We start from the raw sequence: 14,412 nt of genomic DNA, 5'->3' as shown, positions 1-14,412 counted from the left end.
TTTTTCGGCGGACTGCCGACGAACAGGTGAACGTGGTCGTCCATGATTTTGGCTTCGACCAGTTCGATGTCCTTGTCGTCGCAAATCTCAGCGAAGATGCTTTCGAGGGGTTCTGCCTTCCCCGTCAGTACCGGCTGCCGGTACTTCGGCACGAACACTACGTGGTAGTAGAGTTCGTAGACCGCATGACGGGTACTCTTTGGCATCTATGCATACTATGGGTGGCCGGACGCTTAAACGCTCCTATCGAACCCCAGTCCGGCTACTGCCGGGTAGTTGGCGGTTGAACACTACCACGACAGAGCTTACGGCGCGTATCCCCGCCGTGAACGGCGAGGCTTNGGGTAGTTGGCGGTTGAACACTACCACGACAGAGCTTACGGCGCGTATCCCCGCCGTGAACGGCGAGGCTTTGCGCCTGTCTTTCACGTAATTAGCTAACAATACCTCTCATGGTTGCAGTGAACCTTCGCGAAGGCGTCCGGTATGGTGCCTACTTGCTTGGCTACTTCATCGTACTGTTCCTGATCGGCGGCATCATCATCGAGATCGGTGTCGAGCTATTCCTCACGGACAGTTTGTTTCTCACTATCATCGGCGCGATCGTTGGTGCCATCGGCGGGTTGGTGATCTACGCCGGTCTGCTCGGGTTTGGATACAAAATAATCGCCGATGCCGTAGAGCAGGGCATTCGAAGCTCTCAACGCCCGACCGAAGAAGCCACCGGCCCATCGAGAAGTCAGCAGATAGTGGATGTCATCACGAACAACCCCGATGATCAAGACGTGCCACCGGAGCAGTAGCGACTGACGGTCGACACCGCCGCTCAGTTTGCAGTAGTTGCGGTCTCGATCGCCATCTCCAGATCCGCGATGATCCGGGCCGGTTCCTCGATACCGACCGAGAGACGCACGAGATCATCGGCGACGCCGGAGGCGTCCCGTTCGGCATCGGTGAGCTGTTGGTGTGTGGTGCTGGCCGGATGGAGGACCAGCGTCTTCGCGTCGCCGACGTTGGCGAGCATACTCGCGAGCTCCGTCGATTCGACGGTCGTTCGCGCAGCCTCGTATCCACCCGCCACGCCGAAGGTGATCATCCCGCCATAGCTACCGTCCAGATACTCGCTCGCCGTTTGATGCGTCGGGTGATCGGCAAGTCCCGGGTAGTTGACCCACGAGACGTCGTCGTGATCCTGTAGCCACTCCGCAACGGCCAGTGCGTTCTCGCTGTGGCGTTCCATCCGCAGTGGCAGCGTCTCTATTCCCTGTAACGTCTGCCACGCGTCGAACGGGGCCTGCTGGTTGCCCAGATCGCGCATTCCACGGGCGATCGCAGCGTAGGTGAACGCCTCCTCACCGAACGTCTCCACGAAATTGACGCCGTGGTAGGCAGGGTTGTCTTGCGCGAGTTCGGGGTATTTCTCGGCGTGCTCGGCCCACGGGAACGTCCCACCGTCGACGACGACACCGCCGACGGTTGTCCCCGAGCCGTGGAGCCACTTCGTCGTCGAGTTCCACACGAGATCGGCACCGTGTTCGATCGGGCGACAGAGCGCAGGCGTCGCGAACGTGTTGTCCACGAGCAGCGGGACGCCGTGATCGTGCGCGATATCCGCCACGCGCTGGATGTCCGGCGTATCGAGCGCAGGATTGCCGATCGTCTCGAAATGGACGTAGGCGGTATCCTCGTCGATCGCGTCGGCGTATGCCTCGTAATCGAGCGGATCGACGAAACGGGTGGTTATCCCCCGTCGTTCGACCGAGTGGGTGAAATAGGTGTACGTACCGCCGTACAGCGACGAGGCGGTGACGATGTTGTCGCCCGCGGCCGCGAGCAGGAAGGTGGTGAGATCGAGCGCGGCCATCCCGGAGGCGGTAACGGCGGCCCCGACACCGTTTTCGAGCGTCGCAAGGCGGTCCTGCAGCGTTTCGAGCGTCGGATTCATCAACCGGGAGTAGATGTAGCCCGGCTCTTCGAGCGAGAACTGTGCGGCGGCGTCCTCGGCGTCGTCGAAGACGTAGGAGCTGGTCTGGTAGATCGGTGGTGCGCGGGAACCAGTTGCAGGGTCAGGTTCCTGACCAGCATGGACCGAGTCCGTCGCAAGGGAGCGGTCGTCTGTATTATCGCTCATACATGTCTCAACCAAGACAACCGCCATGATGGTGTGTTTGGAGGCCAACGTTGCCGACGACGATGACGGCATATTGGGCTCCTCTCCACACGACCAGTACTCAGAACTCCGAAGAGTACAGTAATAGCGATCTCTCGGAACTGAATCCAACGACAAGCGCAGCGCCGCTCGGAATCCGTGAGAAAGCGAGATAGCGGGAGGTGGATTTGAACCACCGATCTGCGGGATATGAACCCGCCGGAATGTCTGGCTATCCCATCCCGCTACCTGATCCACTCTTCGAGGCGGGGTAAAGATTCCGACCACGATGCACCCACCGATCGAAAATGATGGCTCTCGCTCGCAATCGGCGAACGGTTATCACGCTCTGTCCCCTTACACATGATATGGGCGATATGTTTCGGGAGCTCGGGCGGCGGGTCGAGCAGTTCAAGCAGGACGTGGACACCGCTGCGGCGGAGAACGCGGACTACCGGTGTAGCGAGTGTGGCGCGCAGTTCGCTGTGCACCACGATCGCTGTCCGGACTGCGGTGCAGCGGAGCTCGTTCCGACGAACACTGACGAAGATGTCGCATAATTCCCGTCTCGCTACCTTCCGTTGGCGTGACTACCTCCTCTCGTTCCACCAGTAGTCAGAACGCTCGCTTCCGCCCACGTTCACCGATCACTGTCGAGGTTTCCCGTCGATCACATCTCACGTCCGCTCGCGCGGAGACGAGCGTACCACACCGTGCCCGGCCCCGCACAGAACCGCAGAAGCCCTCACTCGCTTCGCTTACGGCTCACTGCGTTCGCCGTTCGCGTGGCGGCGCGTCACTCCGTTCGCGCCGCCCGCCGCTCGTTCGCCCTTCATCCGCCAGGTCCGCCCCGCACCGCCGACCAGCACCGTCTCACCGGCACGAACGGTTTCGCCCAGCTCGACGGCGAGATCCGCACGGTCGATTTCGGGTGGAAAGCGCACGTCCACGCGGCTTCCGAAACTGATGTGGCCGATGCGCTCGCCGCGCTCGATCCGTGTGCCGGGTTCGACGGCCGGATGGATGCGCCGGGCGAACGCGCCGGCGATCTGGATGACCGAGAACGCACCGCAGTCGATTTCGACTTTCTCGTTGCGGTCGGAGTCCTTCGAGAAGGCCGGTCGGTTCGCTCCCGGCGAGTGCGTCACCGCCTCGACGGTGCCGGCCAGCGGCGCGCGATTGACGTGGACGTCCGTGACGCCCATGTAGATCCCGACGCGCAGTCGCTCGCCCTCGCGGCGCACGACCGACACACGACCGTCGGCCGGCGCGACGATTCCCCTCTCCGGTGTCTCGCGTTCCGGATCGCGATGAAAGACGAGCGCGAGCAGCCCCGCCACGACCGCCGCGGCACCCGCCACCGGCGACAGCAGCGCCGCCACCGGCGCGAGGGCGAACGCGGGCGTGGCGTATCGCCACGCATGGGGCGCGAATCGCACGCTCACCGCTATTCCCATCCCGTAGGTGTGTCTTCCGATATGCCCCGATCATCGGGTTTATTCGACCGGCTCCAGTAGACACGCCGAATGGAGCGCCGTCACGCTCGCTACCCGTTCCTCGACGATGCGCGCCATGCCGTCGGGAACGCGGAGTTCGACCTCCAGTCGCTCGCCGCCGACGAGCGGGTGCGCGAGCGCGCGAGCGAACGGGTCGAACGCGCGCTCGACGACGGCACCGTCGGCGAGCCCAGTCGAGCCACGCGCGTCGAACTGCTCTCCTACCCGCTCGCGCGCGTGCTCGTCTCGCTCGTCGACGAACACGTCCTCACGCGCAAATACGCCCGTGCCGAGGCCGCGACGGCACATGACCGCCTCGCTGACGCCGAGAACCGCCGCGAGCTGAAAAGCGCCCGTACCGAACGGCTGACCAGCGAGGAGCTCCTCGCGGAGTTCGATCTCGCCACGGACGTCCACACCGACGGCGACGGCTACCGCGTCGCTGTCGGGGCCTACCTCCCGCTGGCGGCCGACATGCGCGGCGAGGAGTGGCGACTCGTCAACCGTGCGCTCTCGGATGGGGAGGTGTCGATCTCGACGACCGATCTCGACGAACTCCTCCGGAAGGCGATCGAGCGGCGCGTCGCTGAGGGGCTGCCGCTTTCCGTTCCGGACGGGATCGCCGACGCGCTCGAATCGACCGTCGCGGAGATCCGCGAGCGCCTCGCGGAACTCGATCTCACGCGCGATATCGACACCGTCGTGCCCGACCGGTTCCCACCCTGCATGAAGGCGCTGCTCGATTCGGTCCAGAAGGGCGAGCATCTCCCCCACCACTCCCGGTTCGCCATCACCTCCTTCCTCACGTCGATCGGGATGAGCACCGACGAGATCATCGACCTCTACATGGTGAACCCGGGCTTCGGCGAGGACATCACCAGATACCAGACCGACCATATCCGCGGCGAGACCAGTCCGACGGAATACTCGCCGCCGTCGTGTGCGACGATGCAGTCCTACGGCGACTGTGTCAACATGGACGATCGCTGCGAGACGATCTCGCATCCGATGGCGTACTACGAACAGGCCCTCGACGACGCTGACGAAGAACTCTCTGACTGGCGCGACGACGAAGTCGATGCTGACGACGAAGCTGAAGCGGACGCCTGATCACTGGCCGGCGAGCCAGTAGCCCGCCGCGCTCATCACCACGACGAAGAAGACGATCGAGCCGATGAGCGCGAGCGGTCCCACACCGGAGAGGTTCGGGTAGAGGAGACCCACGGCCACGATCGCGACGAGAAACAGCACAACGGCTGCGATGGAGACCGCGGCTTCGACGAACGTCTCCCGTTCCATACCAGTTCCTTCGCCGGCCGCGAGAAAAGCGCTTCGAAGCCCGCACGGCCGTGTGCATCACTCCCTTCGACCGCCTCTCTGGACTCGTCAAGCGAGCATCTCCGATACGAACGGATGAAAACGAAGCGACACCGGAGGACGGACCGTTTCGACAGCGCGATGAAGGATAAAAGATAAACCGTCCTGTGGCGACTCCCACCTATGAACGGCGGTTTCTAGTCCCGATGCAATCCTCGATTTCATCATGAGTGTCCCCACCGACGAACCGACCGCCCCGCCCGTCTCCCGCCTCGCCAGAGCGCTTGCCGTGCTCGGCGCGCTCGTCGCGACGCTCGCGGTCGGCGTGGCGGTCGGCCCGCTGGCGGCCCTCATGATCGTCGCCGTCGGCGGTGCCCTCTTGCTCGCCTCGACGACGGCGGCCTTCGCGCTCGGGCAGGTCGTCCTCGTCGCGCTCGTTCCGCCCGGCGGTGCGCTCGCGATATTCGCGATCGCCGAGATCGGCCTGCTCGGTGTGCTTTGCAGCCCTGCCGTCGATCATCACGATCCGGGACGGCTGCTCGTCGCGTCGCTGCTGGCCGGGCTCGCGGTCGGGGCGACCGGCTGGCTCACCCTCCGATCGAGCCAGGCGGTCTGGCCCGCCGCGGGCGCGCTCGTCGTCACCACCGCCTTTCTCGCCTACGGGATCCACCGCTACGAACGCGTGACGCTTGGGTTGGTGGAGACCGCATGAGCGAGAGCGAATCGCGGAATCGAGCCACCGACGCGGACGAGGAGGTGACCGACGCGGAATCGATCGAACCGGACGAGGAAGGATCGACCGAGAGCGCCGAACTCGCCGCGCAGGTCGACGTGCTCCGCGAGGAAAACCAGCGCCTCCGCGAGGAGTACGCCCGGGCGCGCCGGACGCAGTACCGACGGACGGCGCTCGCGCTGGCCGCGGTCGGTCTGCTCGCGACGCTCGGCGGCGTGGCCCTGCCCGACTCACGAACTGTTCTCTTCGCGCTCGGCGGCACCGGCCTGTTCGCGGCCGCGCTGACCCGCTATCTCACCCCCGAACAGTTCATCTCGGCGTCGGTCGGCGAGGGGATCTATGGCTCGCTCGCGGCGACCGAGGCGGCGCTCGTGGCGGAGCTCGGGCTCCAGGATGAGCGGCTCTATCTCCCCGGACCCGACACGCCGAACGGCGTCTCGATCCGTCTGTTCGTCCCCCAGCAATCGGAGTACGATCTTCCTTCGCCGTCGGCGCTCGATTCGGTGTTCGTCGTCGCCGACGACGAGGCCGAGCGTGGCGTTGCCCTCCATCCGAGCGGCGGCCCGCTGTTTACCGAGTTCCGTCGCACGCTGTCGGGTTCGCTCGCCGACGAACCGGGCGCGCTCGCTGCACAGCTCGCCGACGGGCTCGTCGAACAGTTCGAACTGGCACGAAGCGCAACGCCCGACTACGACGAAGCGGGACAGGTCACGATCGCCATCGATGGCAGCGCCTACGGCGCGATCGACCGGATCGACCATCCTGTGGCCTCGTTTCTCGGCGTCGGGTTCGCAGCCGGGTTGGAGCAAGCGGTGGCCGTCGAAACGACGGCGACCGACGGCGACCGTGCCGACTTCCTCGTGACGTGTTCGTGGGACGACCCCACCTAACGGTCGTCTGGCGAGCCACCGTCGTGGACCGCCGTCTGCGTCGCCGGGGTCTGATCGCCGCCCGGCGGCTCGACGCCGCTCTCGATCTCCGCCAGCACGTCCGCGGCCGAGACGTCGCCGAGTGATGCGTCGGTGCTCAACACCAGACGGTGAACGAGCACCGGTTCGAGCAGCGCCTTCACGTCGTCAGGGATGACGTAGTCGCGACCATGGATGGCCGCACGGGCTTTCGCCGCGTCGAGGAAGGCGAGTGTGGCCCGCGGCGACGCGCCGTACTCGACGTTCGGGTTCTCGCGGGTCGCCGCCACGATGTCGAGGACGTACTCCTTCACGGAATCGTCGACGTACACCTCGGTGACGGTCGCGCGTGCGTCGAGCAGCTCGTCGGCGGTGGCGACCCGCTCGATCGATCCCGGATCGAGGTCGGGATCGTCGTCGAACCGATCGAGCAGTCGCCGACCTTCGTCGCGGTCGGGCAGGTCGGCCGTGAGCTTGAGCTGGAAGCGATCGCGCTGGGCCTCCGGCAGCTCGAAGGTGCCTTCCATCTCGATTGGGTTCTGGGTCGCGACGAGCATGAACGGCTCCGGCAGCGAGAGCGTCTCGCCGCCGATCGTGACCTGTCGCTCCTGCATCGCCTCCAGCAGCGCGCTCTGGGTTTTCGGCGTCGCCCGGTTGATCTCGTCGGCGATCACCAGGTTCGCGAACACCGGCCCGCGCTGGAGCTCGAACTCGCCGGTCGGCTCGCGATAGACGTGCGTGCCGGTGACGTCCGCGGGCAGCACGTCGGGGGTCATCTGCACGCGCGTGTGTTCGAGCCCGCTCGCGCGGGCGAACAGCCGTGCGAGCGTCGTCTTCGCCACTCCGGGAACGCCTTCAAGCAGTACGTGCCCCCGGGTCAGCGCGGCGATCGTCAGCCCCTCGACCAGCTCCTCCTTGCCGATGAGCACCGCGTCGATCTCCGCGCTCAGCGTCTCGTAGAGCTCTTCGGGGGCAGTCATCGTCCGTTACTCATCCCGACGGGCCATAATCCCTTGTATGACGCGCTCGGTCCGCTCGTCGTCCCAGTCGGGGTGGCGCTCGCGAACGAACGCCGCCAGCGCCTCGGGCCGTGCGGTCAGCGATGACTCCTCGGCGGGACCGACGCGATCGGTGAGTCGCCCGACGATACCGGGACGGCGCATGAACAGCGCGATGGCACCGATCCCGAGCGCTCCGAGGAGGATCTGGAGCAGGGGGGCGTCCCTGACGACCAACAGCGCGACCGACAGCGGCGGCAGGCCGCCCGCATGCGAGTAATCCAGCAGCACTCGCTCGTGAGCGCCGAACACCGACCGGACGAACGCCTGATTGCCCGAGCGCTCGACCATCGCGTTGATGAACAGGCTCGGATCACCGACGACGAGCACGCGTCCGTCGCCGACCGCCTCGCTCGTCGCGACCGGTTTCGTCCCGATATCTTCACCGTCGCCGAGCTCGCCGTCGCGGTCGGCGTCGACGTACGCCACGTCCGACGTGCTCGCGAGCGCCGTCGCGCCGTTCGGACTGACGGGCGAGCCGTGATTGAGCGTGAGCCCGTCGACGCCGGTCATCAGTGTGGCGTTCGAGACGTTACGGGCGATCGGCAGCGCCGTCGACCGATAGTTGTACTGCTCGTCGCGCAGCAGCTGGCCGGTCACGCGCGCTTGTGCGCCGACCGCCTCCAGAAGGGGGTTCGCGTGCTGACCGAAATCCTCGGCCACCAACAGCGTGCCGCCGTTGCGGACGAACGAGCGGAGCCGATCGGTCTCGCGCGGGCCGTACCCGCTCTCGGGCGAGAGGACGACCGCGACCGTTCCCTCGGGCGAACTGTTCGCGTATCGGTCCGTATCTCGGACGATCTCGCTGTCGGCACCCGCGGCCTGTGCCTGCTCGCGGAGCTCGGAGGCACCGTCCCACGCATCGTTGTACGAGCCGAACGCGACGCTCGACGTGCTCGCCGCGAGCACGAGGCCGACGATTGTGACGACCGTCAGCGCGGCGAGCACGAGCTGTGGATAGCCGACGTCGAGACGGTCTCGCAGCCCCATTCAGAGCACCCCTTCCGGCAGGATCGCGAGCACCCGGCGGACGACGATGTAGGCGAAGCCGGCCAACCCAATCAGGACGATCCAGCGCAGCCGCGAGCGCCATTCGGGCGTCACCGAGAACGGCGCGGTGAGTTCGACGACGATCAGGAAGCCGATGAGCGAGACGACAAAAAATAGTTCTAGTGAGAGCGCCCCCAGAAGTGATAACCCGACGACGGCCGCGACCATCCAGGCCGTCTGCGCGTAGATGAACCGTTGCCGTCGACGGGTCGCCATACGCTCTCGATGTGTGCCCACCACTAAAAACGCGCAGGTCTCCCCGCGTCGCTGTGGCGATCTCGCTTGCCCGCCTGCCACCCGTTTCGAGGGTTCCACAAACGAACCCTCTCGGAACCATGACATCGAGGAGATCGCGAAGCTGATTTATCGAACTTTAGACATATATAGCCGTACTCCAGGAACATAGGACTTTTCCAAAGTCCTATACTCCTCTGAGACGACGATAGCATATGGCAGATCCCGCTGCCCCCGAGGAGTTCACCGATATCAGCGAGGCGGTCGGGGAGAACTGGGAAGCCGAAACCACTCCTTACGAGCGTGTCCGTGAGGTCATCAGCCGTGTATATACCCCGCTTTCCGCAGATACTGTAGCCGGGGATGCACGAACGTCGCCGAAGACCGCACGAAAGCACCTCAACGCCCTCGCCGACGAAGGGTTCGTCGCCACGGACACCGGCGAGAGCGGCGGGGTGTACTATCGGCGGTCACCGGAATCGCTCGTGGTCGAGCAGGCAGCGGACATCCTTGCCAACGTCTCGACCGACGAACTGAGGGGGCGTGTTTCGGAGATGCACGAGCGCATCAGCGACTTCCAGACCGAATACGGCGTCGAATCACCCGAAGAGTTGGTGGTCGATCGGACGAATCGGGCGCTCTCCAAGGCTTCGTCGGACCACGAGGACCTCGATGCCGACGTGATCCGGGAGTGGCAGACGACCCGTCGAAATCTCGCGTTCGCCAACGCCGCGCTCTCGATCGCCAACGCCGAACGCTTCGTCGACGAGGAGTCACGCTCGCCCGACGGGAGCGTCCCTGTCCGGTGATGGGAGGAACCAAGCGAGCGACCGAATCACACTCGCTCAGAGGGCCGACTGATCGGCCTGCCCTGATCGCCATTCGTGACGTGTTCAATACCGAGGAGCCGCTCGCGACCGCGCAGTTGGACGACTTTCTCGATCCGAACACGCTCGAAGTCAGCTTCGATGACGGTCTCTGTGGAGCCGAGACCGCACGACTCGACGTCCAGTGGACGACGCGTGATGACTACAAATTCCACTACACGGATCCGGAGAGGGTGGATCTTCGCTGGGGCAACCACCCTCACGGCGGCGACTACGCTCGTGTGAATGGATTCGAACACTATCACCCGCCACCGGATGCATCCTCCGACCCGAATGCCGTCGAGGACTCCTGTATCACGCAGTTGCCGGAACTACTCGTCACTCGTGCAGTCCTCATGCTCTGGCGAGTGGCATACCACGCGGACTCGTTGTCCCCTCTCAACGCGGGGACGAACCCTCCGTAGCTGTCGTCCGTCGATTTCGAGGTTCAACGCACACGGACCACTCTGGCCCGAGGTGATTTACTGCGCGTTCGCCGGACGGCTGCGCTGGCTTCCGCTCGCGAGCACGGCATCCAGTCGGTCGCGCGGGCCGACTTCGAACGCGGAGACGCGCCTGAGTCGGGCGAGATCGCGCCGGAACGACTCGAACCGTCGGTAGCGCTCGTAGGCGTCCTCGAGATCGGCGAGTCCGCCCGGCTCGAACAGCGCCGTCGGCGTGAGAAAGACGAGCACGTGCCCGTCGCCGCGCCGGGCGAGTTTGACCGTCTCGCGGAGCTCGGCACGGTTGCTGTCGTCGGTGAAGATCACCGTCCAGATCGTCCCGGAGAGCTCGGAGCGGCTCGTCCGTGCGGTCTCGAACAGCGGGTCGCCCGCGATGCGCTCGACGTATGTCGCCGTCGATTCGAGATACGGCGCGAGCGTTCGCTCGAAGTCGCTCCGGCCGGTGAGCGCGCGGGCGGTGTGGCGCAGCGTGGTGGGCCCGTCGCGGTCGTCGGCGCTCCCGGCGGTCGGATCGAGCGCGCGGAGTCGGCGTTTGACGTCGTCGTAGCGGCCGGCCGTCGGCGGGCGGCGATCGGTGATGCCGCCGTCGCCGACGGCGTAGTAGCCGAGCGGCTCGTCGAACCCGGCGACGCTGTCGACGAACGTCAACGCGACCTCCCGTGCGTAGTCGAGTTTCGTCTCGCCGGTCGGTCCGTCGCCCATCGTCGCGCGGTGATCGACGAGAAACGCTGTCGTTCGGTTGGTTTCGACCTCGTACTCGCGGACGTGCGGTTCGTTCAGCCGTGCGGTCGCGTTCCAGTCGATGCGGTCGGCCGTGTCGCCCGGGACGTACTCGCGGAGCTCGCCCGGATCGAGTCCGGTGTCCTGACGGCCGCTCTTGCGCCGCCCGTACGCCGCCATGAGCTGTTCGCCACCTTCGCCGACGTGGACGTTCCGCGGCCCTTCCGGCTCGACGACGATCGACGGCGTCGGCCCGCGCGACAGCTGCTCGACGAACAGCCCGTCGGCATCTTCGAGCGTGAGCGTCGGCTGGGGCAGGTCGTAGGAGCCGGCGACCGCCCAGGTGGCCGTCACCGTCGTGTCAGCCCGTTCGTCGCCGGGTGCGATCGCGAGCGTGCGTCCCTCGGCGTCGGTCCCCGTCGCGCTGACCGGCAGCCCGATCTCGATTTCAGTTCTCAGGGGGGCGGGCCCGGCGAGCGACGCCGCGAGCGTGACCGGCGTCTCGGTGCCCGCGACCACTCGCTCCCGGGCGAGGAACTGCTCGATGGTCATCGTGTCGGCCGTTGCCGACAGCGCCCGGACGAACAGATACTGGCGGCCGAGCAGCCACGCGCCGAGGCTCGCCGCACCGACCAACAGGGACGGGCGGGCGAACGCGATCGCGAGGACGGCGAGCAACAGCCCCGTCCCGGCGATCGCCCAGTAGCGGCGCGTGACCTGCATGCCACGAGGACGATCGGCCAGGTAGTTGAACCTACCCCATCGCCGTCGTGAGCTTCCGACGAGTCGGAGGCGTTCGGGAATCCGAGTGACTTCGTGCGATGTGGAACGGCTGGAATTTTATCCAACTATGTTGTGACTGTTATGCGAGTTCTTCGACGAACACAACCTTCTGGAGGCCAAAGAGAAATTCCAGCGTATTCATAAGACAATCTCTGACAAGCCCGAGAGGACGATCAAGTACGAGAACGCGCCGCACCCTTATTGACGATAGCTGCCGCAGGCCTGCTTGTGGAAACCACCTGCATTCGGTTCTATTGCCTCAACCACGCAACGGTATCGAGATCTGTAGCCATCACGAGAGATGCTGCCAGATCGTGGTCGGATCAGTATCGTTCAGGTCGGCGTTCGTCTGCATCTTCCGGAGTTCAGTGATACAGCGCTTGGCGACCAACGGATAGATGTCGGCGGGTGTGAACGAAACGTCGAGTTCCATCAGTTCCGGCCAGTCTTCGGCCCAGATGTCCTCAACCACGCGGAGGTAGAGATCGTCATTCAGATGCAGGCCGAACTCACGACACTCCTCGACGACCATCGTCCGCACCTGTTTCCGGATCCGTGCCGGCGTACAGTACGTCGCCACCACGTATTCGGCTCCCGATTCCGCATCTTCGGGCTGTTGGCCGAACTGTTCGCGGTTCAATTCCCGAAACTCCTCGCGGACCAGCTTCGCGCGACGCGCCGAGGCATCGCTTCGCACCACAACTCCTTCGACCTGTATATCCGCAGCCAGCGACGAAGGTGGAAACGTGTATGCCTCCGGAGCGAACCCATCATCGAGATGGTCGAGAACCGTTGCCGGAACGAACGACGAGGCGGTCGGCGCAGTATCGATTCGAATGTGCTCGAATATCTCCCTGGCAGTATCGATACCGAGAAAGCCCTCGAAGGTCTCCTCGTAGGGGTTGCCCGGTGGCGTCATCGTCTCGATTGCCGCGTACGGGAGGACATCGAAGCCAACCAACGCAGGCAGGTCGCGGTCGGTGTATCCGTAATCGAGCGTCGAGTAGACGAGATTCTCTGCGTACACGATCAGTGGGCCGTCGTATTCGTCATGAATTGTGCGAAGGGCAGCGATATCGACGCCCTCACGGAGGCAACGGACGGCACGGTGCAACGCACCATCGATGTCATCTAGCGAATCGCGGTGATTGCCCCGGATAGTCTTGCGAGTCCCGAAGACGAAATTCTCGTCACCATCTGCGGCATTAGCGACTTGCTCGGGATAGTGCTCCGCGTATCGCTGGTCGTACAGCGTGAATCGGAACGCGCTTCCATCGAACTTCTCGATGAGGGTCAGGTCGCTGGCGTCGAACAACTCCGACGAGACAACCGGATGGTCGTAGCGCGGGATCTTTGGGTACACCTTCATGGTTCGGTTATATCTCGATAAGCCGCCGCTGTCACATGATTGTTCGCTTAGCTAAGGACAGATGATATCAACTGTAAGTCCCGTACACCGTCGAGATACAAGAGCGAAACTCCCGCTCTTGCGGGGTATATTACGTATTAGTCTTTCGACAGTAGCAACTGAGATGCCTTTTTGTTCCTCTGGGAACATATGTCTACATATGGCAACACGAACCGAGACTGCGCTCCGGCCATCGAGCGTCGGTCGCCCTGACAGTTCATACGCGGTGGCTGCTGGTCTCTACGTTGCCGTCGTTGTTGCACCAATGGTTGTTCTGGGGCTCTCAGGCATCACATCGAGCGCCGCCGTTCTCTATCTCAGCCTGCTTGGGGCAATCGCGGGCGTTGCAGCCATCGCCGGATGGGCTGTCTCACGAAGCCAGGGACTTGCGGTCACTATCGGTCGAGCAGTTCTCGCTTGGCTTCTCCCGATCATCCCCTTCGCATGGGTTGTCGGCGTCTTCGGTGCAGCTGTCGTGGGGTGGGGACCACCGGATATAGCGTTCGTTCTCACCGTTATCGGCACGGGCGGTGGTGCATTTCTGGGGATCATCTTGCTGGGAATGAGTCGGAGCCGATACACGGAGGCTGTTCTTAGTGAAACTGTAGAGCTTGCACAGTGGGAAGCACGCTTGCCTCAACGCTGGCGGTACGTCGCTATTGCCGGCATGGTAGTTACTGGTATCCTCGGAATCAGCGGCCTCATTGCCGAATTCGCGTTCGGCATCGATTGGGCGGGCTGGTTTTATTGGCTCATATTCTTTTGGTCACTCTTTGCAGGCGTGGAGAATCCTCGAACGTTTCGAGTAACCGAAGCCGGACTCGCTGTCGGACGTCCACTCCAGCACCGATTCAAGCCGTGGGCGGCACTCACAGGGTATACCGTGACTGACGATGCGCTTGTTCTTCAAACGACCGCGTGGTGGCGACCAGCATATCGATCCGATCGTGACGACATCGAGAACTTGGATACCGTGGTTGCCTCGCTTGAGAGCGTATTCGACGCCCATCGATGATACGAGAGTCAATAGCGGAGTGTATGCACGCTTTTCTCTGATGACACGCCCGATAACATCCTTTTCCTCACTAGGACGTGTCCGATGGTGTCATAGAACTATTCTTGCAGATTTCATTCCAACCCACTTTCAGTACCTCGTCTAGATTGACGACGTTATTTTCTGCTGATGATTAGGGTGAGCTTCTTGAGGCACACAGACAAACTCACGG

17 protein-coding genes, 1 tRNA gene and 1 pseudogene are annotated in these 14,412 nt (G+C 63.9%); 9 read left to right on the top strand and 10 right to left on the bottom strand.

What is annotated here, in order from left to right; genetic code table 11:
- A partial coding sequence (gene tnpA, locus C448_RS00390) for an IS200/IS605 family transposase (RefSeq protein WP_004051049.1) occupies nt 1–206 on the bottom strand: 206 nt, incomplete at its 3' end.
- 246 nt (nt 207–452) lie between these two features.
- On the opposite strand from tnpA, the gene C448_RS00385 reads away from it, so the two are divergent.
- Nucleotides 453–803 (top strand): hypothetical protein, encoded by a 351-nt coding sequence (locus C448_RS00385; protein ID WP_004051048.1) that lies wholly within the window; start codon nt 453–455, stop codon nt 801–803.
- Nucleotides 804–826: 23 nt separating this feature from the next.
- On the opposite strand, the gene C448_RS00380 is transcribed toward C448_RS00385, so the two are convergent.
- On the bottom strand, nt 827–2,131 hold the full coding sequence (locus tag C448_RS00380; protein ID WP_004051047.1) for an O-acetylhomoserine aminocarboxypropyltransferase/cysteine synthase family protein: 1,305 nt from the start codon (nt 2,129–2,131) through the stop codon (nt 827–829).
- Between the two features lie 191 nt (nt 2,132–2,322).
- A tRNA-Met gene (locus C448_RS00375) sits at nt 2,323–2,396 on the bottom strand.
- A gap of 121 nt (nt 2,397–2,517) precedes the next feature.
- On the opposite strand from C448_RS00375, the gene C448_RS00370 reads away from it, so the two are divergent.
- On the top strand, nt 2,518–2,709 hold the full coding sequence (locus tag C448_RS00370) for a hypothetical protein (protein WP_004051046.1): 192 nt from the start codon (nt 2,518–2,520) through the stop codon (nt 2,707–2,709).
- A gap of 198 nt (nt 2,710–2,907) precedes the next feature.
- Here C448_RS00370 and C448_RS00365 read toward each other — a convergent pair whose 3' ends face one another.
- On the bottom strand, nt 2,908–3,606 hold the full coding sequence (locus C448_RS00365; protein WP_004051045.1) for a protein sorting system archaetidylserine decarboxylase: 699 nt from the start codon (nt 3,604–3,606) through the stop codon (nt 2,908–2,910).
- A gap of 69 nt (nt 3,607–3,675) precedes the next feature.
- Here C448_RS00365 and priL point away from each other — a divergent pair, with 69 nt between their 5' ends.
- Nucleotides 3,676–4,755 (top strand): DNA primase regulatory subunit PriL, encoded by a 1,080-nt coding sequence (gene priL, locus C448_RS00360; RefSeq protein WP_004051044.1) that lies wholly within the window; start codon nt 3,676–3,678, stop codon nt 4,753–4,755.
- On the opposite strand, the gene C448_RS00355 is transcribed toward priL, so the two are convergent.
- Nucleotides 4,756–4,944 (bottom strand): DUF7472 family protein, encoded by a 189-nt coding sequence (locus tag C448_RS00355; protein ID WP_004051043.1) that lies wholly within the window; start codon nt 4,942–4,944, stop codon nt 4,756–4,758.
- 244 nt (nt 4,945–5,188) lie between these two features.
- On the opposite strand from C448_RS00355, the gene C448_RS00350 reads away from it, so the two are divergent.
- Both C448_RS00350 and C448_RS00345 read left to right on the top strand, forming a co-directional pair.
- On the top strand, nt 5,189–5,674 hold the full coding sequence (locus C448_RS00350; protein ID WP_004051042.1) for a hypothetical protein: 486 nt from the start codon (nt 5,189–5,191) through the stop codon (nt 5,672–5,674).
- Entirely contained in the window at nt 5,671–6,585 is a 915-nt protein-coding gene (locus C448_RS00345) for a hypothetical protein (protein WP_004051041.1), read from the top strand. Before C448_RS00350 ends, C448_RS00345 begins: the two co-directional genes overlap by 4 nt.
- On the opposite strand, the gene C448_RS00340 is transcribed toward C448_RS00345, so the two are convergent.
- From C448_RS00340 to C448_RS00330, 3 genes are read right to left on the bottom strand one after another with little or no spacing between them, the layout of a single operon-like run.
- Complete coding sequence (locus tag C448_RS00340; protein WP_004051040.1) at nt 6,582–7,583, bottom strand: AAA family ATPase; 1,002 nt, start codon at nt 7,581–7,583, stop codon at nt 6,582–6,584. The genes C448_RS00345 and C448_RS00340 overlap by 4 nt on opposite strands.
- 6 nt (nt 7,584–7,589) lie before the next feature.
- Nucleotides 7,590–8,651, bottom strand: coding sequence for a DUF4350 domain-containing protein (locus C448_RS00335; RefSeq protein ID WP_004051039.1), 1,062 nt, complete (start codon nt 8,649–8,651; stop codon nt 7,590–7,592).
- A complete protein-coding gene (locus C448_RS00330; protein WP_004051038.1) occupies nt 8,652–8,927 on the bottom strand; it encodes a hypothetical protein in 276 nt (91 codons plus the stop codon).
- 233 nt (nt 8,928–9,160) lie between these two features.
- Here C448_RS00330 and C448_RS00325 point away from each other — a divergent pair, with 233 nt between their 5' ends.
- On the top strand, nt 9,161–9,754 hold the full coding sequence (locus C448_RS00325) for a DUF7342 family protein (RefSeq protein WP_004051037.1): 594 nt from the start codon (nt 9,161–9,163) through the stop codon (nt 9,752–9,754).
- On the top strand, nt 9,754–10,236 hold the full coding sequence (locus C448_RS00320) for a hypothetical protein (RefSeq protein WP_004051036.1): 483 nt from the start codon (nt 9,754–9,756) through the stop codon (nt 10,234–10,236). The genes C448_RS00325 and C448_RS00320 overlap by 1 nt, the downstream gene beginning before the upstream one ends.
- 57 nt (nt 10,237–10,293) lie before the next feature.
- Here the strand turns inward: C448_RS00320 and C448_RS00315 are convergent, their stop codons facing one another.
- Nucleotides 10,294–11,718: a DUF58 domain-containing protein gene (locus C448_RS00315; RefSeq protein ID WP_004051035.1), complete on the bottom strand. Its 1,425-nt coding sequence runs from the start codon at nt 11,716–11,718 to the stop codon at nt 10,294–10,296.
- Between the two features lie 148 nt (nt 11,719–11,866).
- Here C448_RS00315 and C448_RS16580 point away from each other — a divergent pair.
- Nucleotides 11,867–11,983: pseudogene (locus C448_RS16580) on the top strand (PadR family transcriptional regulator); the annotation flags it as partial.
- Between the two features lie 87 nt (nt 11,984–12,070).
- On the opposite strand, the gene C448_RS00310 reads toward C448_RS16580, so the two are convergent.
- Entirely contained in the window at nt 12,071–13,147 is a 1,077-nt protein-coding gene (locus tag C448_RS00310) for an RNA ligase family protein (protein WP_004051034.1), read from the bottom strand.
- A 199-nt stretch (nt 13,148–13,346) separates the two neighbouring features.
- Here C448_RS00310 and C448_RS00305 point away from each other — a divergent pair, with 199 nt between their 5' ends.
- On the top strand, nt 13,347–14,201 hold the full coding sequence (locus C448_RS00305; protein WP_239640497.1) for a hypothetical protein: 855 nt from the start codon (nt 13,347–13,349) through the stop codon (nt 14,199–14,201).
- Nucleotides 14,202–14,412 lie beyond the last annotated feature (211 nt).

This window comes from Halococcus morrhuae DSM 1307, assembly GCF_000336695.1.
Taxonomy (GTDB): Archaea; Halobacteriota; Halobacteria; order Halobacteriales; family Halococcaceae; genus Halococcus; species Halococcus morrhuae.
Note: the sequence above shows the minus strand (reverse complement) of the source record. Positions and strands in the feature narration are given on the sequence as shown.